Raw genomic sequence first — 26,333 nt, forward strand, 5'->3', positions numbered from 1 at the left:
CCCAGCTCGGTCCCAGCCCGCCAGGAGCGCCCGTTCCTAACGTCATCGAGGACGACGAGCGCCGCCGCCCCGCAGGAAACCGCGGGACCGTATACGACTCGCTCGTCCGACACCGCGGCCCCTGAACCCATCCACGACGAGTTCAGGGGCCGATAACTTTTCGCGGCGCGGTCAGGTGGCCGCGAGCTGTCTGGCCAGCGCCCAGATCACCAGCACGTCGATGGCGATCAGCACCAGCGCCCAGAAGGGATAGATCGAGACGAACAGGAAGTTGTCCAGGATGCTGATCGCGGCCAGCACCATGCCCGCGAGATAACCCCAGGTCCTCCCGGTGACGATGCCGATGCCCGCGATCACCACCAGCACGCCGATCACCAGGTGGATCCATCCCCACGCGGTGACGTCGATGAGGAACACTTGATCCTCGGTCACCACGAAGACGTCGCGCCCCGCGATCGCGGCGATGGCCGTCAACAGGTGCAGGACACCGGCGACGAGGATGAGCACGCCTGCGAAGATCGTCATGTCGCCGAGCACCGGACGGGTGCTGATCGGACTGGTCATAGCACTCACTCCTTCCACACGCGACACCTGTCCGGCCCAACGTAATCGCTGCCTTGATGGAATCGACGCAGGTAGCCGGGGTGCGTCACCCGCTGCGCCCAATGGTGCGCGAACCCGGGCCCTGGTGACTTCCGGCACTGTCGGCGCTGCGAGACCACGGAGATTCGGCGAATCGGCACGCTCGGCAACGGATTCGCGGCTGCGGAGGCCGCGCATCCGTACCTGCGCGCGGCCAGGTCGCGCACCGTGCACGGGCCAGCGATCGAACATCAGCAAATACATAGCGATCTATTGGGCGGACCGGGACCGATGTGGTCGCCGACGAGCGCATGCCGCACAATAGGGAGCCGCGCGCGGCGCGTGCCAGGCGTTCTTCCGCCCCCGGACGCATGCCGTGGCGACACAAGGTGTTGTGCTATGCGGACTTGTCACCCCCAAGGAGTAGTGTTCCACGGGTAGACATTCCGTGACGGCAGCGGGCTGGAGGAAAGGCGTGGAGACAGCATGAAACTGATCGATCGGGTGTCGGCCATCAACTGGAATCGGGTGCCCGACGAAAAGGATGCCGAGGTCTGGGATCGGCTGACCGGCAACTTCTGGCTGCCGGAGAAGGTCCCGGTCTCCAATGACATTCCGTCGTGGAACACCCTGACCGCCGAGGAGAAGCAGCTGACCATGCGGGTCTTCACCGGCCTGACCCTGCTGGACACCATCCAGGGCACGGTCGGCGCGGTGAGCCTGATCCCGGACGCGCTGACCCCGCACGAAGAGGCGGTGCTGACCAACATCGCGTTCATGGAGTCGGTGCACGCCAAGAGCTACAGCTCGATCTTCTCCACGCTGTGCTCCACCCGCGAGATCGATGAGGCGTTCCGCTGGTCGGAGGAGAACCGCAACCTCCAGCGCAAGGCCGAGATCGTGCTGTCGTACTACAACGGCGACGATCCGCTCAAGCGCAAGGTCGCCTCCACGCTGCTGGAGAGCTTCCTGTTCTACTCCGGCTTCTACCTGCCGATGCACTGGTCGTCGCGGGCCAAGCTCACCAACACCGCCGACATGATCCGGCTGATCATCCGGGACGAAGCGGTGCACGGTTACTACATCGGCTACAAGTACCAGAAGGGCCTGGAGCGGGTCACCCAGGCCGAGCGCGACGAGTTGAAGAACTACACCTTCGAGCTGCTGTTCGAGCTCTACGACAACGAGGTCGACTACACCCAGGATCTCTACGACGAGGTCGGCCTCACCGAGGACGTCAAGAAGTTCCTCCGCTACAACGCGAACAAGGCGCTGATGAACCTCGGCTACGAGGGCCTGTTCCCCAAGGACGAAACCGAAGTCAACCCGGCCATCCTCTCGGCCCTGTCCCCCAACGCCGACGAGAACCACGACTTCTTCTCCGGCTCCGGCTCCAGCTACGTCATCGGCAAGGCCGTCAACACCGAAGACGAAGACTGGGAGTTCTGAACGACCGGCGCTCGGCTGGGGTTGTCCCAGCCGAGCGCCCGCGCGTTCAGGGATAGTCCGAGGCTTCCGGCGCAAGCCTCAGAAACTCGTTTCTCGCCACCTGGATCCGGTCGAATTCCGGTCCGCTCGGGGGTTCGCCCACCCGTGCCCATTGGTCGCACGCATGATGGAACGCGGCAACTGCCCGCCTGTATTCGGCGGACCTGCGCAGATTGACGGGTTCACCGATCATCGAGCCCTCCAACTGGAAGGTCGGCCGTGCAGTCGCCGATCCGCTGTCTTCCGGCCGTCCCCGGTCTCGGTGGTCCGGATTCCGGCCTTCCTCATCGGACACCGCCCGCGACTTGGTGTTTCCCGGTGCCGGGGGATGCGACACCTCGGCACCGGGAAGTCTGGAGCTCCCACTCGCCCAGCCCGGCTTGCACTCGCCAGAGCCGGTCCTCGCGGCACGGCGTAGCGGCGCCCGATGGGTACGGGTAGCCGGGAGATACGCACTGGGGCAGTTCTTCACACACGTCGTTGTCCTCCCCTGCGAAACACCGATTAGCCAAAACTGTCTGATCAGACGGACATGTCTAATCATAGGGCCGGTGGGTACTCTTTGTTCAGCAAACGAGGGAAGGAACGCGGCGGTGAGTACTACCGGCGATGTCATCCGAAGGCAACGAGAGCTGCTGCAGCTGTCCCAAGACGGCCTTGGTCGACTGGTCGGTGTGGGGCAGCGCCAGATAGCCAGATTCGAGTCCGGCGCCTCGGAACCATCACTCTCGATCGCGGCGCGACTGGCGAACGCGCTGGACGTGTCGCTGTCGGAGCTGGCCGGAGTCACGCCGCGCGGGCTCGATCTCTCCGGCGACTGGTGGGCAGGCTGGCAGACCTGGAAAGACGATGTGGAGCGGGTGGACGTGCACGAGCTGACCATGCAGCAGAACGGCGCGTTCATCGCCCTGAACGGCGGACGAGCCCGGCCGGTCTCCGAGGGCTCCTACGAGTGGCGCGGGGAGATGAAGCTGTGGGACAACGAAATCTTGATGGGTTGGTACATCGCGACTGATGGCGCCGTCCGGTCGAAGGGCTCGCTGTACGCCGTCCTCCACCCACACGGGCACGCGATGATCGGATCCTGGACCGGCCTCAGCTACGCCGGGTTGATCGTTCGCGGCTGGGGCGCAATCGCCCGCGACCGGGACCAGGTCGAACAATTGATGGCCGAATTGATCCAGACCCAGGGAAACTTGACGACATGGCCGAAGACGAAATCGTAGATGTCTCCATTACCGCGGATGATCCGGCGTGGCTGGCCGAGTTCACGCACAAACTCGTCGAGGACGGGTTGGTAGCGTGCGGCAACGTCATTCCCGGTATCCGTTCGATTTACCGCTGGGAAGGCCGGATTCACGACGACGCGCAAGCACTTGTCGTCCTGCACACACGCGCCAGCCTGGTGTCCGCGATCATCGAGCGGGCCGACGCGGAGCACCCCGACGAAACTCCCCAGGTCCTGGCCGTCCCTGTGGTCGACGCCCATCCCGGCTACCGGCAATGGGTTCTCGACTCCACGCGAGGCTGAATCCGAAAACCCCGCAGCAGTCGCTTTCCCCGACCGCGACGCCGCCTGAGCCGAAATATGCGGAACCCGGCAGGCATTCGGTCCGGTCGAGCGGTGCGGCACCGTGATATTGCTGATCAAATGAGGGGAAATTTATCTCGATATACCGGCGCTCGAACCATGGCCCGTCGCGAAATCGGCGCTCGCGGGACCGGAAACAGCCCTCGGCGTGATCCGCGATCGCCGATCGGACGTCGAATGTGTTCGCATTCCGCGAGTTTCAGATACCGAGAACCAGTTTGGCCGTGGTGAAGTAGATGATCAGGCCGGTGGCGTCGACCAAAGTGGTGACCATCGGGGCCGAGACGACCGCGGGGTCGATGCGCAGCTTCTTCGCCAGCAGTGGCATGGTGCCGCCGATGGTGGCGGCCCAGCCGCAGATCAGCACCAGCGTGATGCCGACGACCACGGCGATGCGGGTGCCGACGAATACCGCGCCGATGCCCAGGCCCACGGAGGCCAGCAGTGATCCCAGCACCAGGCCCACACGGCATTCGCGCCAGATCACCCGGAACAAATCAGACACCCTGACCTCGCCGACCGCGAGCGCGCGCACGCAGGCGGTGGCGGCCTGCGCGCCCGCGTTGCCGCCCGCGCCGATCAGCAGCGGGATGAACAGTGCCAGGTGCGCGGCCTGCTGCAAGGTGCCCTCGAAGAAATCGGTCACGCTCACCGTGAGGGTCGCGGCGAGCAGCAACAGCAGCAGCCACAGCGCGCGATAACGGGCCAGCTGGAACACCCCGGCGGCCATGTAGTGGCCCTCCCACGGCGCGGAACCCGCCTGACGTGCGACGTCCTCGCTGTCGGCGGCCTCGATCACCTCGACCGCGTCGTCGATGGTGAGCAACCCGACCAGCCGGTCCTCGCTGTCGACCACCGGCAGGTTGATGTCGTTGGTCTCGCGCATCAACCGCGCGGCCTTCTCCGCGGAATCGGTCGCGCGCGCGAACGCCGGCTCGGTGACGACCAGCTCCGACACCATCCTGCCCGGCTCGCTGAGCACCAGTTCCCGCAGTTCGACGATGCCGGTCAAGCGCCTGCCCGCGTCGACGACGGGCAGCGTGTACACCGTCTCGGCGTTGCCGCCTTTGGCTCGCACCATGCCCAGCGCCTCGGCGACGGTCAGCTCGCGCGGCAGCGCCACCACCTCGGGCGTCATGAACTGTCCCGCGGAACCCTCCGGGTAGCCGAGCAGGCTGGCGGTCATCCGCCGCTCGCGCGGGCTCAGACCGGCGAGCACCTTCTTGGCGACCTTGGCGGGTGCTTCGCGCAGCATGCGGGCCCGGTCGTCGGGCGCCATGCCCTCGACCAGCTCGCGGAAACTCTGATCGCGCAGCCCCTGCAGGATCTGCTGCTGATCCACCGGTTCGAGCTCCTCGAAGACGGCCAGCGCCAGATCTTTGTCGAGCAGCCGGAACGCCATCCCGGCGCGCACCGCGTCCATGCGGGCGAGCTGGTCGGCGATGACGTGCGGCGGGTGGTTGCCGAGCCAGTCGAGCGCGGCGTCCACGCGGCGGGTTTCGACGATGTCCTGCAGGGACTCGGACAGCGTCGGACGTACTTCGATGATGTCGGTCTGCGACATGGGAGGACCTCAGCACATGCGTGAGTGAACAAGGAGCGCGAAATTCACACCGCGGGCGCCGGCCCCTGCCGTCGCAGATCAATCAGGTATGCGAAGGGGCGGCGCCGCGCGGCCTTCGACTGGGAGGTTCGCTGCGCATCGCAACCCCACCTCCTTCTCGTCGTCGCCGCGGATCCGGACGTCCGCACCATTCCGATCAACATCCCATGGACGTCGAAAACGTCCCCGTGCAGCTTACATCGCTTCGGCGAGAATGATCACCTCATAGTGACCGCTGTAACCGAACCGGTTTTGCGCACCACCGCGACACGGTGACTCACCGATGCCCGGATAGCAAGGTTTGACGCACTCGGCGTCGAACTGTTGCTCCCAGCGTTGAGAACAGCGACAGTGTGTGTGCCGAGCAGGCCCAGAGGTCGCAGACCACGGGCCCTCGCCCACGCCCCAGCACAGCTCACGGAAGTCTCGAAGTGTCGACAGCCACCGCACTGATCCGCCGTCGCGCGATCGACTTCATGCGCATTCCGCACGGAATCTGTTGCCGCTGACGTAGCGCGACCCGGTTCACCCGAATCCCCGCGCGATCCGCCGCCGCCCCTCACACCACCGTCTCCCACGGTGGTGCGCCGCCGCATGCCGAGCACTTCGGCTGCGCGGCGCCTTCTCGTCTTCGAAAGAACCCACCATGGCCCACCCCTCATCCACCCGGCGCGTCGCTCGCGCGCTCTCCGCCGCCGTCGCCCTGCTGACCGGCCTGTCGGTGCTCACCGGGTGCGGCGAATCCGCGCCCGCCAAGACCGCCGACGGCAAATACGTGCTCCGCTATCAAGGCGCCACAGGGCAGGTCGGTCCCTACGAACTGGCTCAAGAACTGGGCTACTTCGAGAAGATCACGCTGCACTGGGAGGGCGACACCACCAGCGGCCCCGCCAATATCCAGGCCGCGGCGACGAATCAGGTCGAATTCGGCAGCGCGTTCAACGGGGCGGTGGTGAAACTGATCGCGGGCGGGGCGAAGGTCACCTCGGTGCTCAGTTCCTATGGCGCGGACGAACAGTCGTTCACCGGCTACTACGTGCGGGAAGACTCCGGCATCACCTCGGCGCGCGATCTCATCGGCAAGAAGGTCGCCGTGAACACCCTTGGCGCGCATCATGAGTTCATCACCAGGGAGTGGCTGCATCAGCGGGGTCTCTCCGACGAGGAGATCAAGCAGGTGCAGCTGACCGTCGTGCCTCCGGCCAACACCGAGGACGCGGTGCGCAAGGGGCAGGTCGACGTCGGCGCCCTCGGCGGCGTCTTCCGCGACACCGCCCTCCGACGCGGCGGTCTTCGCCCGCTGTACACCGACAAGGCCATCTTCGGCACGGCCAGCTACGGCACTTTCGTCTTCCGCGACGACTACATCGCCAAGAACCCCGAGGCCGTGCAGGACTTCGTGCAGGGCACCGCGCGCGCGATCCGCTGGCTCCAGGTGACACCCCGCGACCAGGTGCAGGCGAAATTCACCGAGATCATCGGCAAACGCGGCCGCAACGAGAACGCCAACTTGGTGCCGTACTGGCTGAGTTCCGGCATCCCGGCGCCGGGCGGAGTGGTCGTGGACAAGGAAATCCAGATCTGGATCGACTGGCTGGTGCGCAACGGTGAGCTGCCGAGCGGCAAGCTGAAGGCCACGGATCTGTTCACCAACAAGTACAACCCGTACGCGAACGGCACGTACAAGCCCGAAAGCGGGCCGACCGGCGAGGCGGTGGCGGCGAAATGACCACCACCGCGACGAAACTGGCGCTCACCGGCGTGCACAAGCACTTCGCGGTGCGCGGCTCGCGGGAACAGTTCACCGCCATTCAGGACATCTCGCTCGAGTTGCGCGAAGGCGAGTTCCTGGTCCTGGTCGGGCCGAGCGGATCGGGCAAGTCGACCCTGCTCGACCTGCTCGGCGGGCTGAGCAAGCCGACCTCCGGCGAGATCCTGCTGGACGGCAAGCCGATCACCGGGCCCGGCCTGGACCGCGGCATCGTCTTCCAGCAGTACGCGCTGCTGCCGTGGCGGACGGCGCGTTCCAATATCGAGTTCGGCTTGGAGGCCAAGGGCTTACGCCGCAGGGCGCGCCGGGAGCTCGCCGAGCACTACCTGGAACTCGTCGGGCTCTCCGGTTTCGGCGACCGCTACCCGCACGAACTGTCCGGCGGCATGAAGCAGCGCGTCGCCATCGCGCGCAGCCTCGCGTTCGACCCGGAGGTGCTGCTGATGGACGAGCCGTTCGCCGCGCTCGACGCGCAGACCCGGGAGTCCTTGCAGGACGAGCTGTTACGCATCTGGCGGGCCACCGGCAAGACCGTCCTGTTCATCACCCACGGCATCGACGAGGCGGTCTACCTCGGCCAGCGGGTGGCCGTGCTGACCTCGCGACCCGGCCGGATCAAGGCCATCGTCGACGTCGAGATCGATCGCGACGCGGGCGGTGACATCCGCTCCTCCGAACGCTTCCGGGACTACCGCCACGAGATCTGGACGCTGCTGCACAGCGAGGTCCAGCGGGCGGCGAACCTGGAACGCGAGTCGCTGTCCGAGCACCCGGCCCATGTCGAATCCACCACCGAGAGGGCGGCCCATGTCTAGCGCGATTCAGCTCACCGAGCGCCCGATCCAGCAGAGCACCGCCGCGCCGTCCCGTTCCGTCTCGGTGCGCCCGGCGCGAAGCGTGGCCCCGCGCGTAGCGACGGCGTTCCGCGTAGCGGGCGGGTTCGCCTGGCGGGTGTTCAAACCGACGTTCGTGATCGCGCTGTTCCTGCTGGTCTGGCAGATCGCCCCGACCGTAGGCCTGGTGGACGAGGTGTTCCTGCCGCCCTTCTCGGTGGTCGCCCAGGCATTCGCCGACCTGATCGCGAGCGGGGAGATGTGGACCCACATCTCCGCGAGCCTGAACCGTTCGCTGGCCGGATACTCGATCGCGTTGGCCGCCGGTATTCCGGTGGGCATCGCGATCGCCTGGTACAAGCCGGTGGCGGACTTCCTCAATCCCATCCTGGAGCTGTTCCGCAACACCGCGGCGCTGGCGTTGCTTCCGGTCTTCCTGCTGATTCTCGGCATCGGCGAAACCTCGAAGGTCTCCATCGTCGTGTACGCGAGCTTCTTCCCGATTCTGCTGAACACGATCACCGGCGTGCGCACCGTCGATCCCTTGCTGGTCAAATCCGCCGCGTCCCTGGGCTTCTCGCCACTGCGGTTGTTCCAGAAGGTGATCCTGCCCGCGGCGCTGCCGTCCATTTTCACCGGCTTGCGCATGGCCGCGGCCAGCTCGATCCTCGTGCTGCTCGCCGCCGAGATGTTCGGCGCCAGGGCTGGGCTGGGCTACCTGATCACCGCCGCGCAGCAGAATTTCGCGATTCCGAACATGTACGCCGGAATCCTCGCCATCTCGCTGCTCGGTCTCGGGTTCAACGGTCTGCTGGTCGCCCTCGAACGCCGTCTGTCGCGGTGGCGGGCCCCGGCGAACGGCTGACCATGCCCGCACGCCTGCACTCGATCGGCACGCGATCTCCGCTGACCAAGCGACGCGTCGTCGACTTCATGCGGGTGTGCCGCAGCGCTTGTCGCGCTCGCGGACGCCCCGATACCCCCGGTCCTCTATCTCGAAGTGAGTTCTTCCCATGACCGCCGTACACGAAACCCCCACCACCGCCGCCGCCGCCACGGTGCACGTCGCTCCGGTCGCCGGTTACATCGGCGCCGACATCTCCGGCGTCGATCTGCGCGAGCCGTTGACCGACCAGCAGGTCGAAGCGATTCGCGACGCACTGCACACCTACAAGGTGCTGTTCTTCCGCGATCAGCACATCAATCACGCGCAGCAGATCGCCTTCTCCCGCAGGTTCGGCGCGGTCACCCCATCGCACCCTTACGACGACGACGCGCCGACCGAGTACCCGGAGATCCTCGCGGTCGACAGCCGCCTGTACGAGAAGCGGTTCGGGGTACGGAAGTTCAGCTACAACAACCACTGGCACACCGATGTCTCCGCGCTGATCAACCCGCCAGCGGCCTCGATCCTGCGCGCCGAGATCGCGCCGGAGCGCGGCGGGGACACCGGTTGGACGAACCTCGTGGCCGCCTACGAGAACCTGCCGGAGTCGCTCAAGCGGTTCGCCGAAGGACTGCGCGCCGAGCACCGGTTCGGCGGCAACCGTCCCGCCTGGAACGCCGACAGCGACTACGCGAAGAAGGTCGCGGCCGCGCCGCTGGTCACCGAGCATCCGGTGGTCCGGGTGCACCCGGTGACCGGGGAGCGCGCGCTGTTCGTCAATCCGGGCTTCACCACGCGCATCGTCGGGCTGTCTCCGAGCCAGAGCGACGCGGTGCTGAAGCTGCTGTTCGACGAGGTGACCAACCCGGCCTACACCGTCCGGTTCCGCTGGGAGAAGGGCAGTCTCGCGTTCTGGGACAACCGCGCGACCGCCCACCTCGCACCGAGCGATCTGAACCACCTCGACGTCACCCGGGTGCTGTACCGCACGACACTCGAGGGTGACATCCCCGTGGGCGTCGACGGTACGCCGTCGAAGTCCATCGCCGGGGACAAGTTCACCGGCGCGTAGGCAGCGGACAGGTGGTTCCGGCCGAGTATCTGCGGAACTCGTCCGGAACTGCTCTGCCGCCAATCGGATATCCGCATCCGCGAGCAAACACCGACCGGAACCGTGCCCGCGTGGAATACGTGCCCATTGGCATCAGTGCTCACCCTTACCGTCGCTCTGCGCGGAGTCGATGGTTGCCTCCACCGCGAGTTCGACCTTGCCGCCGGTGGGAACAGTGGTTCAGCCATTGGCGGGTACGCTCCAGGCAGGCGGACACTGATCGCCGCAGTAGGCGCGCTCGGCATCGATGACCTCGGCTCGGTCTGCCGTCGTGGCACGGCCACGTTGTTCGGCGACGGCCACGAAGATGCTCAAAGCTGTTGCGGCAATTCATCTTCGGCCATTTTCACGGAAAGTTTGATGGGTATCAGGGCGGTCGGTTTTACTTGCTACTTATGACCTCCACTTCTACCGCCGTCAGCGGGCTACCCCCGATGGCCGCAGGCCGCCTGCGCAATACCAAGCGCTTTGTCACCGATCCGATCACGTTTTTCTCCGACGCTATGACCCAGCACGGCAACGTCTTTCAGTTCCAGCTGGTCACCGGGAACATGGTCGGGCTCACCCACCCCCACCACATCAAGTACGTCTTGCAGGAACGCATGGCGAACTTCACCCGCGAGACTCAGATGTACGACATCATCGAACCGTTCGTGGGGCGCGGTCTGGCGACCATCGCCGACCACAACCGGTGGCGACGCAACCGACGCCTCGTCCAGCCCGCCTTTCACCACAAGAGGATCAACGCGCTCAGCGAGATCATGGTGGCGGAGATCGACTCCATGTGCGACGAATGGGCCGAACATGCCCGCGCCGGACGAACGATCAACATCGGCGAGCAGATGAGCCACCTCACACTGCGGATCGTGGTGCGGGCGCTGTTCGGATTGGATCCCCACGGCCCGGAGGTCACCGGCTTCTCCCGCGCGACGCAGAAGGTGAATGCCGAATTGGGGAAGTTCGTGCGAATGCCCCTCATACCCTTGAAGTTTCCGACGCCGAGTCACCGGCGCTTCTGGCGGGCTATCGCCGAGATGGACGCCATCGTCTACACGGTGATCGACAAGTTGCGCGACGCTGACAACGGTGGCCTGCTGTCCATGCTCATGAACGCCACAGACGCTGATACCAACGAGAGCCTCACCGACGGGGAGCTGCGCGACGAGGTCGTCACCATGCTCTTCGCCGGCCACGAGACCAGCTCCTCGGCCCTGACGTCAGCCATGCTGCTGCTGCAACTGCATCCGGAGGTGCGTCAGCAGCTGCGTGATGACGTCGACGCCGCGTTGCCCGGCGGGCACGCCACCATGGCCGACCTGCCCGCACTGCCCTACAGCAAGCAGGTGCTGGAGGAGGTATTGCGGCTCAAACCACCGGCATGGATGGGACAACGTCGTGCCGCCGAGGACGACGAGATCGGGGGCTACCACATCCCGGCGGGCACCACGCTGATGTTCAGCTACTACCATGCCCACCGGAACCCCGAGTGTTGGGACCGGCCGGACACCTTCGACCCGAACCGCTTCACCGCCGACGCGGTCGCCGCCCGTGACCGGAACGTGTATCTGCCCTTCGGTGCGGGCGGGCACCTCTGCATCGGCAACGCGTTCGCGATGATGGAGATGCAGCTCGCGCTCTCGACCATCATGCGGCGGTTCGAGTTCACCATCGAGAACCCGGACCTCACCCCGACCTCCGCGCTGACGCTCAACACCAAGTTCCCGGTCATTGCGACGCTGACCGAACGGCGATAACGCCTGCCGGTGCGGTGCCGCCCCTGCACTGGTCACCAGCCCATCAGCGGCGAAAGAGTGCTGCGCCCGTTGCGGTATCGGACACGCCGAGCGCCGGACAGTTGCCCGCGGGCCGCGGACGCCCGAGGCCAGCGAATTCCGCGGCCGTCAGGACGCCGAGTTGGACGCGCCGTGCGCGGAATGGTTGCTCGAAGGGTGCGGACTGGGAACAGTGAGCTCCGCAGCCGTGTTGTGGACTGTGGCTCGATACACGCGAAGGAGATATCTGTGCGCTTCGGCATCTTCATCCCGCAGGGTTGGCGGCTCGATCTGGTGGGCATCGACCCGGCGGACCAGTGGGGGGTGATGCGTGACCTGGCCCAGCGCGCCGACGCGAACGAAGCATGGGAGTCGCTGTGGGTGTACGACCACTTCCACACCGTCCCGATCCCCACCGAGGAGGCAACGCACGAGGCGTGGACGCTGATGTCGGCGTTCGCGGCGGCTACCTCGCGTATCCGGCTCGGCCAGATGTGTACCGCGATCAGCTACCGCAACCCCGCCTACCTGGCGAAAGTCGCGGCCACGGTCGACCTGATCTCGGGCGGCCGGGTCGAGATGGGCATCGGCGGCGGCTGGTACGAACACGAATGGCGTGCCTACGGCTACGGTTTCCCGTCGGCGGGCGAGCGGCTGGGCCGCCTCGACGAGGGCGTGCAGATCTTCCGGCAGGCGTGGACCACCGGATCGGCGACCCTCGACGGCAAGCACTACCAGGTCGATGGCGCTATCATGCGTCCGCTCCCGTTGCAGGAGGGGGGTATTCCGCTGTGGATCGCGGGTGGCGGCGAGAAGAAGACACTGCGCATCGCGGCGAAATACGCCCGCTACACCAACTTCAGCGGCAATCCCGAGGAGTTCACCCGCAAGTCCGAGATCCTCCGCGCGCACTGCGCCGAGGTAGGCTCCGATTTCGACGCCATCGTGCGCTCCTCCAACTTCAACGTCGCGATCGGCGCGACCGAAGCCGAAGTCGAAGAGCGCCTCGCGACCCTCGCCGCCCGCCTGACCCCCATCATCGGCGCCGAGCGAGCGAAGTCCCACATCGACGACCTCTTCCGGGGCACCGCTGCCGTAGGCACACCGGAGCAGGTAATCGACAAGCTCACCCGCCTCAGCGATCTCGGCCTCGGCTATTCCATCCTCTACTTCCCCGAAGCCGCCTACGACACCTCCGGCATCGAACTCTTCGAACGAGAAGTAATTCCCGCCCTCCACTGAACGGCTTGTCAAGATCAACGGCACATGGCTGCGGCATTTCGCGAGACAGGCCCTCCGTCATGTGCCGTTGATCTTGAAGGCGACGGGAGTTAGCCGCGGCGGGTGAGTTCTACGCGGTCGGCGAGCTGTTCTGGAGCTCCGGGGGGTGAGAAGTAGATCTCCATGACCACGCGGTCCTGCGATTCGAGTTTGATCAACGTGCGCATCGGGATCGTCTTGCCGGTGAACTGGGGGCCGAGGATGCCGGGGTCGGTGAACTCGCCCGCCATCGTGATGTCGGCTGCGCTGCCGGAGTTCGGGGCGCCTTTGTAGCTCATCGTCATGGGTGTGACGCTGTCGATCGTGGTCCATTCGTAGCGGTTGTCGGTCGGTGCGTAGCCGAGCAGGCCCAGGCGGTAGTACGGTGCGCCGCCCGGCGTTCCCTCCGCCTCCTCCTGGAGGAAGTTGTTGCCGGTCTTGCCGATCCAGTGCCAGCGGGACACGATCTCGCGGCGGACCGGGTTGTCCGGCGTACCTCCGGCGACGAAAGTCGACTTCGCGCCGGTCCATTCGCCGACGAGAAGATTCAATCGCCGGTGGCCCGCATCCTGCTGCTCGGGCCGCTCGGCGGTCGATTCGGCCGGCGCGGGCGGAGGCTGCGTCTGGTCCGAACAACCGGCGCCGAGGAACGCAACCGCGACCAGGGCAGCAGTGACCAGTATTCGAGACTGCGTGTTACGCAAGGAAATCCTTCTGGGATAGAGCGTCTGAGGGGGATGAACATGTCAGCCAAGGGTCCTGCGGAAGTGTCGCCCGACGTGTTCCACAGCCTGGCCGACGGTCGGTTCCTGATCATAGAAATCGAATTGCGTGCCCTCGATCCAGATCAGTTCCTTCGGACCGGCCAGCTGGGCGTGGAAGGCGCGGGCGCCATCCGGGATGGCGCCGTTCTCGCTGTGCACCAGCAGCGTGGGGATCGTGATGTTGCGGGCGACCGGGATGGCGTTGTAGGTCAGCCACTCGTTCCAGCCCTGCACCGCGAATCGGTTCGCCCATTCCGGCACCGCGCCGCGGGTGGCGTCGACGTAGTAGGGGAATTCTCCGGACATCGCGGCCGAGGGATCGGTGGTGCTCACCGCCGCGACGTAGTCCACCTCGCCGGTGTTCTCGTAGCGGGCGCGTGCCGCGAAACCGGCCGCCAGCCGTTGCGATACGCCTTCCTTCCCGCCGTACATCAGCGCGACCAGATCCGGATCGTGCAGCCAAGGCGCGACCATCGCCAAGGACCGAACCCGCGCATCCCCGGCCGCGTTCACCGCCGTGTACCCGCTGCTGGCGCACACGCCCAGCGCACCGATGCGCTGTGCGTCGACATCGGGGCGTCCGGCCAGGAACGTCACCGCGGCACGGATATCGCGACTCTTTCGGGCCGGTGATTCCAGGTCACGCGGCTCGCCGCCGGATTCACCGTAGTGGGTGAAGTCGAAATCCAATGCGGTGAAACCCTGTTCGGCCAGCCGCCGGGCATACACCTGCGGCATCTGCTCCTTCACCGTGAGCCACGACCCGGTCACCACGACGGCGGGCAGTCGGGTGTCTCCGGCATCAGCCGGACGGTAGAGCCGACCGACCAGCAGCACACCATCGCTGTCGAAGGTGACCTTTTCGACCTGAACCTCAGAAACCATGGCACCACTGTGTGCAGTGCCGCCTGGTCCGTCCAATAACAGGTGTGATAACCAATGGTTATGGAGGCGCATCTGCGGGACTTGCGATACTTCACGGTGCTCGCCGAGGAACTGAACTTCACCCGGGCTGCTGAGCGCCTGTTCATCACCCAGCCCGCGCTGAGCAAACAGATCCGGCAGCTCGAACAGCAGCTGCGGACCACCTTGATCGTCCGAGACAAACGCGGCATCGGATTGACCGCGGCGGGCGAAGCCCTGCTACCGCAGGCACGAGCGTTGCTCGAGCAGTGGAGCGAAGCGCAACGCATAGTCGGTGAGGCCGCCGCGGCCGAGGAGTCCGTGCTCACGGTCGGCATGTCCACGAGCGTCGGCAGGGGAATGCTGTCTGCCGCGCGTGAGGCGTTCACGCGACATCGCCCCACGTGGCGCACCAGAATGCGGCAGGTCAACTGGGACGACCCGACCGCAGGGCTCGGCTCAAGGGAGGTCGACGTCGCCTTCGTCTGGCTGCCGTTCCCCGGACACGACTCGTTCGACGTTCACGTGCTGGCCCGAGAGCCGCGCTGGGTCGCGTTCTCCCCCGGCCACTGGCTGGCGGCGCGCGAGAGCGTCGAGTTCACCGAACTGCTCGACGAACCGTTCATCGCCATGCCGGAAAGCGCCGGATCACTGCGCGATCACTGGCTCGCCGTCGCCGAACGCGGCGGGCGTCCCGTCCGGATCGGTGCGACGGTATGGAACGCCGAGGAGACCTTCGCCGCGGTCGAGGAGGGCAGCGGCATCGTCCTGGTGTCCGAGGGCAACGCGGAGATCTACCGCCGCCCCGGAATCGGCGTCATACCGGTCACCGGAATCGATCCCGCGGTCATGGCGATCGCCTGGCGCAAGCATGACCGGCGCGCCGTCATCCGCGACTTCGTCGAGGCAGCCGCGAGCGCCGCGGGCGGATAGAACCGGAACGGTCGGCGCGAGCAGAGATCTCGCGCCGACCGGTTGCTTCGCCTACAGCATGCAGGACACGCAACCCTCTACCTCGGTTCCCTCCAAAGCCATTTGGCGCAGGCGGATGTAGTAGAGCGTCTTGATGCCCTTGCGCCAGGCGTAGATCTGGGCGCGGTTGAGGTCGCGGGTGGTGGCGGAGTCCTTGAAGAACAGCGTCAGCGACAGGCCCTGGTCCACGTGCTGGGTGGCCGCGGCGTAGGTGTCGATGATCTTCTCGTAGCCGATCTCGTAGGCGTCCTCGTAGTACTCGAGGTTGTCGTTGGTCATGTAGGGCGCCGGATAGTAGACGCGCCCGATCTTGCCTTCCTTGCGGATCTCGATCTTCGAGGCCACCGGGTGGATGGAGCTGGTGGAGTGGTTGATGTAGGAGATCGAGCCGGTCGGCGGCACCGCCTGCAGGTTCTGGTTGTAGATGCCGTGCTCCATGACCGAGGCCTTCAGCTCACGCCAGTCGTCCTGGGTCGGGATGTGCACGCCCGCGTCGGCGAACAGCTGCCGCACGCGATCGGTCTTCGGCTCCCACGCCTGATCGGTGTACTTGTCGAAGTACTCGCCGCTGGCGTACTTCGATTCCGGGAAGCCGCCGAAGTAGGCGCCGCGCTCGATAGCGATCTTGTTCGACGCCCGGATCGCGTGATAGACGACGGTGTAGAAGTAGATGTTGGTGAAGTCGATGCCCTCTTCGGACCCGTAGTGGATCCGCTCCCGCGCCAGATACCCGTGCAGATTCATCTGCCCGAGGCCGATCGCATGGGACTGGTTGTTGCCCTGCTCGATCGACGGCACCGAGTAGATGTGCGTCTGGTCCGACACCGCGGTCAACGCCCGGATGGCCACCTCGATGGTCTGCGCGAAGTCGGGTGAGTCCATCGTCTTGGCGATGTTCAGCGAGCCCAGGTTGCAGGAGATGTCCTTGCCCACCTTCGCGTAGGACAGGTCGGCGTTGAACTCCGACGGCGTGGACACCTGCAGGATCTCCGAGCACAGGTTGGAGTGGGTGATCTTGCCCGCGATCGGGTTGGCCCGGTTCACCGTGTCCTCGAACATGATGTATGGGTAGCCGGACTCGAACTGCAACTCCGCGATGGTCTGGAAGAACTCGCGCGCCTTGATCTTCGACTTGCGGATGCGCTTGTCGTCGACCATCTCGTAGTACTTCTCGGTGACGTCGATGTCGGCGAACGGCTTGCCGTAGATGCGCTCCACGTCGTACGGCGAGAACAGGTACATGTCCTCGTTCTTCTTGGCCAGCTCGAACGTGATGTCCGGGATGACCACGCCCAGCGAGAGCGTCTTGATGCGGATCTTCTCGTCCGCGTTCTCCCGCTTGGTGTCCAGGAACCGGTAGATGTCCGGGTGGTGCGCGTGCAGGTAGACCGCGCCCGCGCCCTGACGCGCACCGAGCTGGTTGGCGTAGGAGAACGAGTCCTCCAGCAGCTTCATGATCGGGATGACGCCCGAGCTCTGGTTCTCGATCTTCTTGATCGGAGCGCCGTGCTCGCGAATGTTGCTCAGCAGCAACGCGACACCGCCGCCGCGCTTGGACAGTTGCAGCGCGGAGTTGATCGAACGCCCGATGGACTCCATGTTGTCCTCGATGCGCAGCAGGAAGCACGACACCGGCTCGCCGCGCTGCTTCTTGCCCGAGTTCAGGAACGTCGGCGTGGCGGGCTGGAAACGGCCGTCGATGATCTCGTCCACCAGCTTGCTCGCCAGCGTCTCGTCACCGGCGGCGAGGGTGAGCGCGACCATGCAGACCCGGTCCTCGAACCGCTCCAGGTAGCGCTTGCCGTCGAAGGTCTTCAACGTGTACGAGGTGTAGTACTTGAACGCGCCGAGGAAGGTGGGGAACCGGAACTTCTTGGCGTAGGCCTGCTTGAACAGCTTCTTGATGAACCCGCGGCTGTACTGGTCGAGAACCTCCGCCTCGTAATAGTTCTCCTCGATCAGGTAATCGAGCTTCTCGTCCAGGTTGTGGAAGAAGACGGTGTTCTGGTTGACGTGCTGGAGGAAGTACTGGTGGGCGGCCTCGCGGTCCTTGTCGAACTGGATCTTGCCGTCCGGGCCGTACAGGTTCAGCATCGCGTTGAGGGCGTGGTAGTCCAGAACCTCGCCCGCTTCCGCGCCGCGGACCGGCGCTTGCTCTAAGCGAGCTGCTTTTCCGGTCGGTGCTGTCGTTGCTGTTGCCAAAACAATCCCAATCCCTCTCGGACGCGTTCGACGTCCTCAGCGGTTCCCATGAGTTCGAAGCGATACAGGTACGGCACCCCGCATTTGCGCGAGATCAGCTCGCCCGCATAGCAATAGGTGTCGCCGAAGTTCGTGTTGCCCGCCGCGATGACGCCGCGCAGCAGCGACCGGTTGTGCGGATCGTTCAGGAACTTGGCGACCTGCCGCGGCACGAAATCCTTCTCGGAACGGTTGCCCCCGAGGACGTGCCGACCGCCCCCATAGGTGGGGACGATCAGCACGTACGGCTCGTCTACGCGCAGTGAGTCGGCGGTGTGCAGTGGGATGCGAGTCGCCGGGAGACCCAGCTTCTCGACGAAACGATGCGTGTTCTCCGAAGCGCTGGAGAAGTAGACCAGCGCCGTCGTCTCCGACATGGTCGCCTTCCTCTTCTCAGGAGTGCCGGGCACTCGGCCCCTCGGATGAACCGGAAGCGGTGGACGCGATCAGGCCGCCACGGTCGCGAGCGACTTGATGCGGTCGGGCCGGAAGCCCGACCAGTGATCGTCCCCGGCCACCACGACCGGCGCCTGCAAGTACCCGAGCGCCATGACGTAGTCACGCGCCTGGTCGTTCTCCGAGATATCGATGACCTCGTAGTCAACCCCGGCCTTGTCGAGGGCCTTGTAGGTGGCGTTGCACTGGACGCAAGCGGGCTTGGTGTACACGGTGACGGTCATTGATGTCCCTCTCTCCTTGTGCCTGATCCACAGCTTGTGATCCGTATGCAGTGCACGATCCGACATACTGCGCAAACTCCTGGATCCGGACTCGAAGCCCCTGATCAGCCACGGTTGGCCGTCTCTTGTCTCGCGCCCTCTTCCAGTACCGAAGACACTACACCTAGTGTCCGACAGATTCATCCAACACGACATGTAGCGAGTCACATTGATGAAATTCCACGCGGAGAAGTACCAGGATGCTCGATTCCTCCTACGATAAAAGAGTGACGCAGATCACTTCAGGGAACTTCAGCTAATGGTCAGCAAATATCGGACAAACGCCGAGGGCCGTCGCTACCGCGGTAACGACGGCCCTCGGCGGAGACCGGGAGTGGAGCTTACACGGACGCCAGCTCGCCGCGCGTGGCCTCGACCAGCTCCCGCACCGTGCTCGCCAGCTTGGTCAGCGCCTCCGCGTCATCGCGCGGGTGCGAGAAGGCGAACCGCTCTCCGATGACGCCGAAGTGCAGGTGCGCGGACTCGACGACCTTCGCGCCCGCCACGCCGAGCGCCTTGACCGCGTCCCCGTGCGCCCACTGCGCCGCGTTCGGGCTGATCGACGCGCTGACCACCGCGGCGGGCTTGCCGGTGATGGCCCCGGCGCCGTACGGGCGCGACGCCCAGTCGATGGCGTTCTTCAGCACCGCCGACAGCGTGCCGTTGTATTCCGGCGTCACCAGCAGCAGGCCGTCCGCCTCGGCGACCGCGTCGCGCAGCGCCTGGGCGGCCGCGGGCGCGGAACCGGGAACGTCGATGTCCTCGTTGTAGAACGGGATGTCGGCGAGCCCTTCGTAGAGGGTGACCTCGACACCCTCCGGGGCGGTCTGCGCGGCGGCCTCGGCGAGCTGACGATTGACCGAGGCGGCACGGAGGCTACCGACAAGTGCGAGGATGCGGGTCTGACTCATGAGAACTCCTGGTGTACTGGATGTGGTGTCCGTCGTGTCACCCCAGACCAACCGGACTGCGGTCCGATTACTTCCCGCGGAGTCTGCGTGAGCGCTGTGAACTACCCCACATTCGACGCACCACCGCCACGCGGGCGCGGCCTGCTCGACGTCGGCGCGCCGCTGCCGGGCACCACCCAGCCCGCCGAACGCGCCGACGCGGCGCGCAACCGCCAACTGCTGCTGGACGCCGCCCAGCAGTTGGTGCGCGAGCAAGGTGTGGACAGCCTCACGATGGACGCGCTCGCCAAGCGCGCCGGGGTCGGCAAAGGCACGGTGTTCCGCCGGTTCGGCAGCCGGTCCGGGCTGATGCTCGCGCTGCTGGACCACTCGGATCGAAAGTTCCAAGAGGCGTTCATCTTCGGCCCGCCGCCGCTCGGCCCCGGCGCCCCGCCGGTGGAACGGCTGGTCGCCTTCGGCCGCGCCCGATTGCTGGACATCGAGGTCGCGGGCGAACTGCACCGCGCGGCCGAACTCGGCGAGGCCGGGGACCGCTATTCCGGCGCGCCCTACGGCCTGCTGCGCGCCCATGTCGCGATGCTGCTGCGGCAGGCCGAAGCGCCCGGGGAGGTCCCGCTCATCGCCGACGCGCTCCTGGCGACGCTGGGCGCGCCGCTGGTCATGCACCAGATGCACGTCCAGGGGTACACCCGCGAGCAGATCGGCGACAACTGGGAGAGCCTCGTTCGGCGCGTTGTCACCCGATGAGTCGCCAGTAGACTCGGGCGCCATGCGGAACCTGCGCGAACAGATCATCAGCGAATTGGGCGTCCAGCCCACGATCGAGCCGAAGACCGAAGTGCGGCGGCGGATCGACTTCCTCAAGGATTATCTGAACGCCACTCCCGCACGAGGTTTCGTCCTCGGGATCAGCGGCGGGCAGGACAGCGCCCTCACCGGCAGGCTCTGCCAGCTCGCGGCCGAAGAGCTGCGCGCCGACGGCGCGGACGCGACGTTCCTCGCCGTCCGGCTGCCCTACGGGGTCCAGGCCGACGAGGCGGACGCGCGGATCGCGCTGACCTTCATCCAGCCGGACCGCCAAGTCGTGGTCAACGTCCGTCCCAGCGCGAACGCGGCGGCCGCGGAGGCGGCCACCGCGCTGGGCGTGGACAACCTGCGCGACTTCGTGCGCGGCAACATCAAGGCGCGCGAACGCATGGTGATCCAGTACGCGCTGGCCGGGCAGGAGAACCTGCTGGTGGTCGGCACCGACCACGCGGCGGAGGCGGTCACCGGCTTCTTCACCAAGTACGGCGACGGCGGCGTCGACCTGACCCCGCTGACCGGCCTCACCAAGCGCCAGGGCGCGGCGCTGCTGCAAGAACTGGGTGCACCCCCCAGCATCTGGTCCAAGGTCCCCACCGCCGACCTGGAGGACGACCGGCCCGCGCTGCCCGATGAAGAGGCGCTCGGCCTGCGCTACAGCGAGATCGACGATTACCTCGAGGGCAACGAGGTCAGCGCGGAAGTCGCCGCCAAGATCGAATCCATCTATCTGAACACCCGGCACAAGCGGACCGTTCCGGTGACTCCGCTCGACACCTGGTGGCAGTCCTAGCGGGACCCCCGGGCCGCGGCGCCCTCATCCGCCCGCGAACGGCGGTAGCACGTCGACGCGGGAGCTGAGCGCGGTCGAAGGGTCGCGGGTGAGTTCGTCGCCGATCAGGTAGGCGCACACCGACAACATCTTGTCCAGGCCGGGGCCGTAGGCGGCGGCCAGGCTGGCGCGCAGGTCGGCCACCGTGGCGCCGGCCGGAAAGTCCAGGGTCTCGCTGTCCTTGCCGACCGCGTCGGCGATGGCGGCGAAGTAGCGGATCTCAACCACCGATGGCTCCCATCGTCCGCTCCGGCGGGACGAAGCCCTCGGCGTCGATGCCGTGCCCCGCCCACTTGTTCCACATCGCGCCGCGCCAGAGCGTCGCGAGTTCCTCGTCGTCGGCGCCGGAACGCAGCGCTTGGCGCAGGTCGAACTCCTGATCGCTGAACAGGCAGGACCGCAGCATGCCGTCCGCGGTGAGACGGGTGCGGTCGCAGGTGTCGCAGAACTTGCGGGTGACCGTCGCGATGACGCCCACGCTGCCCGGCCCGCCGTCGACCAGCCACTTCTCCGCCGGGGCCGACGGATCGGCGCGCCCGGACTCGGTGAGCTGGAACCGTGCGCCGAGCACGTCGAGCAGTTCGGCCGCGGTGACCATGTTGGCCCTGGCCCACTCGTGGTCGGCGTCCAGCGGCATCTCCTCGATGAACCGCAGCTCGCAGCCCTCGTCCAGGCACCAGCGCAGCAGATCCGGCGCACCGGAGAGGGTTTCGCGCATCAGCACGGCGTTGACCTTGATCGGGGCCAGTCCGGCGTCGCGGGCGGCGCGGATACCGGCGAACACGGATTCGAGCCGATCGCGCCGGGTCAGCTGGTGGAAACCGGCCCGGTCGACGGTGTCCAGCGACACGTTCACCCGGCGCAGCCCGGCGGCGGCGAGCCTGCGCGCGCGGTGCTCGAGCCCCACACCGTTGGTCGTCATGGCCAGCGGTACGTGCGGAACCTCCGCGTGGCAACCGGCGATGATCTGTTCCAGCTCACGGCGCATCAGCGGCTCGCCCCCGGTGAAGCGGACCTCACGCACCCCCAGTTCGCGCACCGCGAGGCGCACCAGCCGCACGATCTCGTCCACGGTGAGCAGTTCGTGCCGGGGAATCTCCGGCAGCCCCTCCTCCGGCATGCAGTAGGTGCAGCGCAGCGAGCACTTCTCGGTGATGGAGACGCGCAGGTCTCGGGCGACGCGTCCGAAACGATCCAGCAAATGGGGGGTGTCGGGACGGCCGTCGAGCGAGGGACGCCCGGACCGTACGGCGGGAATCCCGATCTCGACCAGAGTCACACGTCCATTATGACCGGCGGGCCCGAATCGTCGGCGGGCGGAAGGCCCATCGACGGCTCACCGCGGCCGGGTTCCGGCGGTGAGGCTCGCATGTCGACGACCGCGGCGTAGCCGCACGCCGGTCACCGGATCCGCGCTGGCGATGGAAGCGGAAAGTCCCTGGCATGGAGAGTTAGGCTGACCGCATGAAACCCCGGCCCGCGAGCGTTTCGGCCAGGTCCGTCGACGACTACCGCGACAGCATCGAACAGCTGCTGCGGCCGCTGGCCGCGCGCGCGGTCGAGTCCGTCGCGGTGTCGCGGGCGCTGGGCAGGCAGCTGGCCGAGGACGTCCGCTCGCCGATCGATCTACCGGTGTTCCGCAATTCCGCGATGGACGGGTACGCGGTGCGGGCGGAGTCCGTGCTGGTCGCGCCGGTCACGCTGCCGCTTGCCGGGGTGGTCGCCGCCGGCGCTCCCGGCCGAACGCCGCTGCCGCCCGGCGCGGCCGTGAAGGTGATGACCGGCGCACCGCTGCCGCCCGGATCGGACTGCGTGGTCCCGGTGGAGGACACGCACGCCGACGACAACGCGGTGACCATCGAGCGAGGCCGCGGCGCAGGGGAATTCGTGCGCGAACCGGGCACCGACGTCCGAACCGGAGACCTGCTCGTCCGCGCGGGAACCACGCTCGCGCCCCGGCACGTCGGTGCTCTGGCCGCGGTCGGCCTGCCGACGGTGGCGGTGTTCGGCTCCGTGCGCGCCGCGGTCATCACCACCGGCGACGAGTTGGTGGCCGCGGGAACCGCGCTGCGCCCCGGACAGATCTACAACTCCAACGGTGTCGCGTTGGCCGCCGCGCTCGCCGCCAACGGGGTCGAGGTCGTCTCGGTGGCGCACAGCCCCGACGATCCGGCCCGATTCCGTGCGCTGCTGTCCGCCGCGACCAAGGCGGCCGATGTGGTGTTCACCTCCGGCGGCGTGTCCAAGGGCGACTTCGAGGTGGTCAAGGATGTGCTCGCGCCGCTCGGCGGACAGTTCGGCTCGGTCGCGATGCAGCCGGGAGGACCGCAGGGGCTCAGCGTCGTCGACGGGGTGCCGGTGCTCAGTTTCCCGGGCAACCCGGTCAGCACGATGGTGTCGTTCGAAGTGTTCGCCCGCCCGGTCCTGCGCCGCCTCGCCGGGTTGCCCGAGGTGGACTGTTACGAACTTCCGCTGCTCACCGCCGTGCCGCGCTCCCCGGACGGCAAGCGGCAATTCCTGCGCGGCAAGCTGGTCCGCGCCCAGTCGGAGGAATCGCGCCCGCTGCACCGGCACCCGAAGGCGGTCGAGGTGGTGTCGGGGCCCGGCTCGCATCTGGTGGCGGGCATGGCCTGGGCCGACGTGCTGATCGATGTGCCCGCCGAGGTCACCGCGCTGCCCGCGGGCACGCTTGTGCGAGTGTGGTCACTATGAGTGAGCTGTCCCACGTCGACAAGGAAGGTCGCGCCCGCATGGTCGATGTGAGCGCGAAGAACGACACCACCCGGATCGCCGTCGCCGCGGGCGAGTTGCGCACCACGGCCGAGGTGGTCGCGTTGGTGCGGGCCGACGATATGCCGAAGGCGGACGTGCTGTCCACCGCGCGCATCGCGGGCATCGCGGGGGCGAAGAAGACCTCGGAACTGATCCCGCTGTGTCATCAACTGGCGCTCTCGTCGGTGCGGGTGGAGTTCGGCTTCACCGATACCGCCATCACGATCGAGGCCACCGCGAAGACCAAGGGCCCCACCGGCGTCGAGATGGAGGCGCTCACCGCGGTCGCGGTCGCCGGTCTCACGCTGCACGACATGGTGAAGGCGGTCGATCCGGCGGCGACGCTCACCGACGTGCGGCTGCTCACCAAAGAGGGCGGCAAGCACGGACATTGGGAGCGCCCGGAAACTCGGGAGCAGTCCGACGCGACGATTGCGCAGCCGGAGGACGAGGACGCCTCGACCGATGTGGAGGAGATCTCGGATGACGTCGAGCCGGATCTCGACCTGATCGAGCGCTCGGCCGTGGTGCTGGTCTCCTCCACCGGCGTCGCGGCGGGCACCCGCGTCGACACCACCGGCCCGGTCCTGGCGGAATGGCTTGCCGGTCGCGGCTTCTCGGTGCGCGGTCCGCTCGTCTACGCCGACGACGATATCGAGTACGGTCTGGCCGACGCGCTGCGCTTCGAACCCGCGCTGGTGATCAGCACCGGCGGGACCGGCGCCTCCCCCACCGACGGGACCCCCGAAGCCACCCGCGCGCTGCTGGACCGTGAACTCCCCGGCGTGGCGGAGGCGATCCGGCGGCACGGCGCCGCGAAATTCCCGCTCGCCGCGCTGAGCCGCGGGGTGGCCGGTCTCGCGGGGCGCTCGGTGATCGTCAACCTGCCCGGATCGCCCGGCGGCGTCAAAGACGGCATCGCGGTGCTGGAACCGCTGCTGGATCATCTGCTCGCACAAGTAGCCGGAGGTGGAAGTCATGACAACGGCTGAGGCCACGGTCCGGCTCGCCCGGATCAGCGACCAGCCGCTCGACCCCGATGAGGTGGAGGCGGCGGTGACCGGACCGCACTACGGCGGGGTCGTGGTGTTCACCGGAAAGGTCCGCGATCACGATGGCGGACAGGCCGTATCGGCCTTGGAATACTCGGCGCACCCGCAGGCGGAGCGATTCCTGCACAACCTCTGCGCGGAAGTCGCGGCCTTGCACGGCTTGCCGGTCGCCGCCGTGCACCGCGTCGGCTCGCTCGCCGTCGGCGATCGCGCGATCGTCGTCGCGGTGGCGGCGGCGCATCGCGGCGAGGCGTTCGCCGTGTGCGCGGAACTGGTCGATCGGATCAAACACGAAGTCCCGATCTGGAAACGGCAACTGTTCGCCGACGGCCTGTCCGAATGGGTGAATGCCTGCGGGTGACCCGGCCCCGGCCAACGTGACGGCCTGCGCTCAGTGCGGCGTGTAGCGCCAGACGCCGAGCATGCTCTGCGGATCGAGGGGAACCTCGGCGTCGTGCACGGTGTCCCGCAGCCGAGCCAGGGCTGCGTCGGTGTGCAGTCCAGCACCGATCAGCACCAGCCGCGCGCCACGGGATTCGCCCCGCGACCAGCTGCCCGGTTCGAAGACGATGTGGCGGCCGACCATGTGCAGGAGGAACTTCCTGCGTTCGTCGGCCACACCGAACGCGGCGAAGCCCTTGGCCCGGAACAGGCCCGGCGGCGGGTCCTCCAGAAAGCCGATCAGTTTGCGCGGATCCAGCTCGCGCGCACTGGTGAACGAGACGCTGGTGTACTCGTCGTGCAGATGACGGTGCTCGGTGTGGTCGTCGCCGTCGTGGTCGTGCTCGGCGAGCAGTTCGTCGAAGCTCAGTTGTTCGGCCACGCGAGGCGTTTCCCGCAGCGGTTCGTCGAACAGCAGCCCCGGATCGATCCGGCCGTGCGTCGTCGCGTACACCGGCGTGGGACCGACCAGCGCGGCGACGTCCGCACGCAGCCGGGCCAGCTGCCGCGGGGACACCCGGTCGGCCTTGTTCACCACCACCAGATCCGCCAGCCGCAGGTGCGTGCGCAGCTCGGGATGGCGTGCGCTGCTGTCCGGGAACTGCTCGGCGTCGACCACTTCGACCAGGCCGCCGTAGCGGATGCGCGGGTTGTCGCTGCCGACGACCATCCGGATCAGGTTGCGCGGCTCGGCCAGGCCGCTGGCCTCCACCACGATGACGTCGATCTTGGCGCGCGGCTGCGCGAGACGGGTGAACAACGCGTCCAACTCGGTGACGTCGACCGCGCAGCACACGCAGCCGTTGCCCAGCGAGACCATGGCGTCGACCTGCCCCGCGACCAGCATGGAGTCGATGTTGATCGCGCCGAAGTCGTTGACCACCACGCCGATCCTGGTGCCCCGATTGTTCCGCAGCAGGTGGTTGAGCAGCGTGGTCTTCCCGGAACCGAGAAACCCCGCGACGAGCACAACAGGAATCCGGTCAGCCATTCCGGTCACCCTACTGCGCGACACGAGGGTGCGA

General features: G+C 66.8%; 26 protein-coding genes. 15 read left to right on the plus strand and 11 right to left on the minus strand.

Annotated features, from left to right (window positions below; genetic code table 11):
• Positions 1 to 171: 171 nt before the first annotated feature.
• Positions 172 to 564, minus strand: a complete 393-nt coding sequence (locus ON34_RS18815; protein WP_063821706.1) for a DUF7144 family membrane protein — start codon at positions 562 to 564, stop codon at positions 172 to 174.
• Between the two features lie 504 nt (positions 565 to 1,068).
• On the opposite strand from ON34_RS18815, the gene nrdF reads away from it, so the two are divergent.
• The 3 genes from nrdF to cutA all read left to right on the plus strand — a co-directional run bounded on the left by nrdF (position 1,069) and on the right by cutA (position 3,601).
• Positions 1,069 to 2,031 (plus strand): class 1b ribonucleoside-diphosphate reductase subunit beta, encoded by a 963-nt coding sequence (nrdF, locus tag ON34_RS18820; protein ID WP_040780969.1) that lies wholly within the window; start codon positions 1,069 to 1,071, stop codon positions 2,029 to 2,031.
• A 632-nt stretch (positions 2,032 to 2,663) separates the two neighbouring features.
• Positions 2,664 to 3,296, plus strand: coding sequence for a helix-turn-helix domain-containing protein (locus ON34_RS18830; protein ID WP_083889541.1), 633 nt, complete (start codon positions 2,664 to 2,666; stop codon positions 3,294 to 3,296).
• On the plus strand, positions 3,275 to 3,601 hold the full coding sequence (cutA, locus tag ON34_RS18835) for a divalent-cation tolerance protein CutA (protein WP_040780972.1): 327 nt from the start codon (positions 3,275 to 3,277) through the stop codon (positions 3,599 to 3,601). The genes ON34_RS18830 and cutA overlap by 22 nt, the downstream gene beginning before the upstream one ends.
• 259 nt (positions 3,602 to 3,860) lie before the next feature.
• Here cutA and mgtE read toward each other — a convergent pair whose 3' ends face one another.
• Positions 3,861 to 5,225 carry a magnesium transporter gene (mgtE, locus tag ON34_RS18840; RefSeq protein WP_040780975.1) on the minus strand — a complete coding sequence of 455 codons (1,365 nt, stop codon included), beginning with the start codon at positions 5,223 to 5,225 and terminating at the stop codon, positions 3,861 to 3,863.
• 685 nt (positions 5,226 to 5,910) lie between these two features.
• Here mgtE and ON34_RS18845 point away from each other — a divergent pair.
• The 6 genes from ON34_RS18845 (at position 5,911) to ON34_RS18870 (ending at position 12,879) form a co-directional block, all read left to right on the plus strand.
• A complete protein-coding gene (locus ON34_RS18845; protein ID WP_040780976.1) occupies positions 5,911 to 6,993 on the plus strand; it encodes an ABC transporter substrate-binding protein in 1,083 nt (360 codons plus the stop codon).
• Positions 6,990 to 7,850, plus strand: a complete 861-nt coding sequence (locus ON34_RS18850; protein WP_040780977.1) for an ABC transporter ATP-binding protein — start codon at positions 6,990 to 6,992, stop codon at positions 7,848 to 7,850. The genes ON34_RS18845 and ON34_RS18850 overlap by 4 nt, the downstream gene beginning before the upstream one ends.
• Positions 7,843 to 8,733: an ABC transporter permease gene (locus ON34_RS18855; RefSeq protein ID WP_040780978.1), complete on the plus strand. Its 891-nt coding sequence runs from the start codon at positions 7,843 to 7,845 to the stop codon at positions 8,731 to 8,733. Before ON34_RS18850 ends, ON34_RS18855 begins: the two co-directional genes overlap by 8 nt.
• 148 nt (positions 8,734 to 8,881) lie before the next feature.
• On the plus strand, positions 8,882 to 9,826 hold the full coding sequence (locus ON34_RS18860) for a TauD/TfdA dioxygenase family protein (RefSeq protein WP_040780979.1): 945 nt from the start codon (positions 8,882 to 8,884) through the stop codon (positions 9,824 to 9,826).
• 434 nt (positions 9,827 to 10,260) lie between these two features.
• On the plus strand, positions 10,261 to 11,619 hold the full coding sequence (locus tag ON34_RS18865) for a cytochrome P450 (RefSeq protein ID WP_083889542.1): 1,359 nt from the start codon (positions 10,261 to 10,263) through the stop codon (positions 11,617 to 11,619).
• A 267-nt stretch (positions 11,620 to 11,886) separates the two neighbouring features.
• Positions 11,887 to 12,879: an LLM class F420-dependent oxidoreductase gene (locus ON34_RS18870; protein ID WP_040780980.1), complete on the plus strand. Its 993-nt coding sequence runs from the start codon at positions 11,887 to 11,889 to the stop codon at positions 12,877 to 12,879.
• Between the two features lie 89 nt (positions 12,880 to 12,968).
• Here the strand turns inward: ON34_RS18870 and ON34_RS18875 are convergent, their stop codons facing one another.
• Complete coding sequence (locus tag ON34_RS18875) at positions 12,969 to 13,601, minus strand: DUF1579 family protein (RefSeq protein ID WP_051022830.1); 633 nt, start codon at positions 13,599 to 13,601, stop codon at positions 12,969 to 12,971.
• Between the two features lie 42 nt (positions 13,602 to 13,643).
• Positions 13,644 to 14,546, minus strand: a complete 903-nt coding sequence (locus ON34_RS18880; RefSeq protein WP_040780981.1) for an alpha/beta hydrolase — start codon at positions 14,544 to 14,546, stop codon at positions 13,644 to 13,646.
• A gap of 60 nt (positions 14,547 to 14,606) precedes the next feature.
• Here ON34_RS18880 and ON34_RS18885 point away from each other — a divergent pair, with 60 nt between their 5' ends.
• The gene (locus ON34_RS18885) at positions 14,607 to 15,497 is read left to right on the plus strand and encodes a LysR family transcriptional regulator (protein ID WP_040780982.1); all 891 of its coding nucleotides are present in this window, start codon (positions 14,607 to 14,609) and stop codon (positions 15,495 to 15,497) included.
• A 51-nt stretch (positions 15,498 to 15,548) separates the two neighbouring features.
• Here the strand turns inward: ON34_RS18885 and nrdE are convergent, their stop codons facing one another.
• The 4 genes from nrdE to ON34_RS18905 form a co-directional block, all read right to left on the minus strand.
• Positions 15,549 to 17,630: a class 1b ribonucleoside-diphosphate reductase subunit alpha gene (nrdE, locus tag ON34_RS18890; protein ID WP_245548101.1), complete on the minus strand. Its 2,082-nt coding sequence runs from the start codon at positions 17,628 to 17,630 to the stop codon at positions 15,549 to 15,551.
• A 62-nt stretch (positions 17,631 to 17,692) separates the two neighbouring features.
• A complete protein-coding gene (gene nrdI, locus ON34_RS18895; RefSeq protein ID WP_040780983.1) occupies positions 17,693 to 18,154 on the minus strand; it encodes a class Ib ribonucleoside-diphosphate reductase assembly flavoprotein NrdI in 462 nt (153 codons plus the stop codon).
• A gap of 69 nt (positions 18,155 to 18,223) precedes the next feature.
• Positions 18,224 to 18,457: a glutaredoxin-like protein NrdH gene (gene nrdH / locus ON34_RS18900; RefSeq protein ID WP_040781190.1), complete on the minus strand. Its 234-nt coding sequence runs from the start codon at positions 18,455 to 18,457 to the stop codon at positions 18,224 to 18,226.
• Positions 18,458 to 18,837: 380 nt separating this feature from the next.
• Entirely contained in the window at positions 18,838 to 19,407 is a 570-nt protein-coding gene (locus ON34_RS18905) for an NAD(P)H-dependent oxidoreductase (RefSeq protein WP_040780985.1), read from the minus strand.
• Between the two features lie 141 nt (positions 19,408 to 19,548).
• On the opposite strand from ON34_RS18905, the gene ON34_RS18910 reads away from it, so the two are divergent.
• Both ON34_RS18910 and nadE read left to right on the plus strand, forming a co-directional pair.
• Entirely contained in the window at positions 19,549 to 20,154 is a 606-nt protein-coding gene (locus ON34_RS18910) for a TetR/AcrR family transcriptional regulator (RefSeq protein ID WP_051022865.1), read from the plus strand.
• Positions 20,155 to 20,176: 22 nt separating this feature from the next.
• The gene (gene nadE, locus ON34_RS18915; protein ID WP_040780987.1) at positions 20,177 to 21,004 is read left to right on the plus strand and encodes an NAD(+) synthase; all 828 of its coding nucleotides are present in this window, start codon (positions 20,177 to 20,179) and stop codon (positions 21,002 to 21,004) included.
• Positions 21,005 to 21,028: 24 nt separating this feature from the next.
• On the opposite strand, the gene ON34_RS18920 is transcribed toward nadE, so the two are convergent.
• Positions 21,029 to 21,271: a MoaD/ThiS family protein gene (locus ON34_RS18920; protein WP_040780988.1), complete on the minus strand. Its 243-nt coding sequence runs from the start codon at positions 21,269 to 21,271 to the stop codon at positions 21,029 to 21,031.
• Positions 21,264 to 22,322, minus strand: coding sequence for a GTP 3',8-cyclase MoaA (moaA, locus tag ON34_RS18925; RefSeq protein ID WP_040780990.1), 1,059 nt, complete (start codon positions 22,320 to 22,322; stop codon positions 21,264 to 21,266). The genes ON34_RS18920 and moaA overlap by 8 nt, the downstream gene beginning before the upstream one ends.
• Positions 22,323 to 22,507: 185 nt before the next feature.
• Between moaA and ON34_RS18930 the strand changes: the two genes are divergently transcribed.
• From ON34_RS18930 to ON34_RS18940, 3 genes are read left to right on the plus strand one after another with little or no spacing between them, the layout of a single operon-like run.
• Positions 22,508 to 23,755, plus strand: a complete 1,248-nt coding sequence (locus ON34_RS18930; RefSeq protein WP_040780992.1) for a molybdopterin molybdotransferase MoeA — start codon at positions 22,508 to 22,510, stop codon at positions 23,753 to 23,755.
• On the plus strand, positions 23,752 to 24,807 hold the full coding sequence (moaCB, locus tag ON34_RS18935) for a bifunctional molybdenum cofactor biosynthesis protein MoaC/MoaB (RefSeq protein WP_040780993.1): 1,056 nt from the start codon (positions 23,752 to 23,754) through the stop codon (positions 24,805 to 24,807). The genes ON34_RS18930 and moaCB overlap by 4 nt, the downstream gene beginning before the upstream one ends.
• Positions 24,794 to 25,228 (plus strand): molybdenum cofactor biosynthesis protein MoaE, encoded by a 435-nt coding sequence (locus ON34_RS18940; protein WP_040780995.1) that lies wholly within the window; start codon positions 24,794 to 24,796, stop codon positions 25,226 to 25,228. Before moaCB ends, ON34_RS18940 begins: the two co-directional genes overlap by 14 nt.
• A gap of 30 nt (positions 25,229 to 25,258) precedes the next feature.
• Here the strand turns inward: ON34_RS18940 and ON34_RS18945 are convergent, their stop codons facing one another.
• Entirely contained in the window at positions 25,259 to 26,299 is a 1,041-nt protein-coding gene (locus ON34_RS18945; RefSeq protein ID WP_040780997.1) for a CobW family GTP-binding protein, read from the minus strand.
• Positions 26,300 to 26,333: the final 34 nt, after the last annotated feature.

It is taken from the genome of Nocardia pneumoniae NBRC 100136 (genome assembly GCF_000308755.1).
GTDB lineage: Bacteria > Actinomycetota > Actinomycetes > Mycobacteriales > Mycobacteriaceae > Nocardia > Nocardia pneumoniae.

Bases quoted from the DNA above. Each gene is read 5' to 3' on its own strand.
- ON34_RS18930 (WP_040780992.1), top strand. From the start codon at position 22,508: ATGAAACCCCGGCCCGCGAGCGTTTCGGCCAGGTCCGTCGACGACTAC.
- ON34_RS18880 (WP_040780981.1), bottom strand. From the start codon at position 14,546: ATGGTTTCTGAGGTTCAGGTCGAAAAGGTCACCTTCGACAGCGATGGT.
- nrdH (WP_040781190.1), bottom strand. From the start codon at position 18,457: ATGACCGTCACCGTGTACACCAAGCCCGCTTGCGTCCAGTGCAACGCC.
- ON34_RS18865 (WP_083889542.1), top strand. From the start codon at position 10,261: ATGACCTCCACTTCTACCGCCGTCAGCGGGCTACCCCCGATGGCCGCA.
- moaCB (WP_040780993.1), top strand. From the start codon at position 23,752: ATGAGTGAGCTGTCCCACGTCGACAAGGAAGGTCGCGCCCGCATGGTC.
- ON34_RS18845 (WP_040780976.1), top strand. From the start codon at position 5,911: ATGGCCCACCCCTCATCCACCCGGCGCGTCGCTCGCGCGCTCTCCGCC.
- ON34_RS18885 (WP_040780982.1), top strand. From the start codon at position 14,607: ATGGAGGCGCATCTGCGGGACTTGCGATACTTCACGGTGCTCGCCGAG.
- ON34_RS18905 (WP_040780985.1), bottom strand. From the start codon at position 19,407: ATGAGTCAGACCCGCATCCTCGCACTTGTCGGTAGCCTCCGTGCCGCC.
- ON34_RS18945 (WP_040780997.1), bottom strand. From the start codon at position 26,299: ATGGCTGACCGGATTCCTGTTGTGCTCGTCGCGGGGTTTCTCGGTTCC.
- nadE (WP_040780987.1), top strand. From the start codon at position 20,177: ATGCGGAACCTGCGCGAACAGATCATCAGCGAATTGGGCGTCCAGCCC.
- cutA (WP_040780972.1), top strand. From the start codon at position 3,275: ATGGCCGAAGACGAAATCGTAGATGTCTCCATTACCGCGGATGATCCG.
- nrdF (WP_040780969.1), top strand. From the start codon at position 1,069: ATGAAACTGATCGATCGGGTGTCGGCCATCAACTGGAATCGGGTGCCC.
- nrdI (WP_040780983.1), bottom strand. From the start codon at position 18,154: ATGTCGGAGACGACGGCGCTGGTCTACTTCTCCAGCGCTTCGGAGAAC.
- ON34_RS18860 (WP_040780979.1), top strand. From the start codon at position 8,882: ATGACCGCCGTACACGAAACCCCCACCACCGCCGCCGCCGCCACGGTG.
- ON34_RS18850 (WP_040780977.1), top strand. From the start codon at position 6,990: ATGACCACCACCGCGACGAAACTGGCGCTCACCGGCGTGCACAAGCAC.
- ON34_RS18940 (WP_040780995.1), top strand. From the start codon at position 24,794: ATGACAACGGCTGAGGCCACGGTCCGGCTCGCCCGGATCAGCGACCAG.
- nrdE (WP_245548101.1), bottom strand. From the start codon at position 17,630: ATGCTGAACCTGTACGGCCCGGACGGCAAGATCCAGTTCGACAAGGAC.
- mgtE (WP_040780975.1), bottom strand. From the start codon at position 5,225: ATGTCGCAGACCGACATCATCGAAGTACGTCCGACGCTGTCCGAGTCC.
- ON34_RS18855 (WP_040780978.1), top strand. From the start codon at position 7,843: ATGTCTAGCGCGATTCAGCTCACCGAGCGCCCGATCCAGCAGAGCACC.
- ON34_RS18815 (WP_063821706.1), bottom strand. From the start codon at position 564: ATGACCAGTCCGATCAGCACCCGTCCGGTGCTCGGCGACATGACGATC.